General features: G+C 41.4%; 1 protein-coding gene. It reads left to right on the top strand.

Going from position 1 to position 251, the window contains the following annotated elements:
• The coding region (locus BZK24_RS08870) for a YhcH/YjgK/YiaL family protein (protein WP_143424424.1) at positions 1-251 on the top strand (251 nt) is incomplete at both ends.

Raw genomic sequence — 251 nt, forward strand, 5'->3', positions numbered from 1 at the left:
AAGGCTTTTTTGAAAGCCACCAACAATATGTGGATTTCCAATTGATCATCAAAGGCGTCGAGGGGGCTAAGGTGGCAGATATAAATAGGGCTGTCATTAAAACCCCTTACGATGAAAAAAGAGATTTGATCGTTTATGAGCCGGTTAGTGAAGCTTCTTTTTTGCGTTTACATGCGGGCATGCTGGCTATTTTTTTTGAAAGCGATGCGCATGCGTTGAGGTTTTCAAGCTGTTGTTTTAGAATCTTGGTG

The organism is Helicobacter pylori (assembly GCF_001998165.1).
Lineage (GTDB): Bacteria > Campylobacterota > Campylobacteria > Campylobacterales > Helicobacteraceae > Helicobacter > Helicobacter pylori_DL.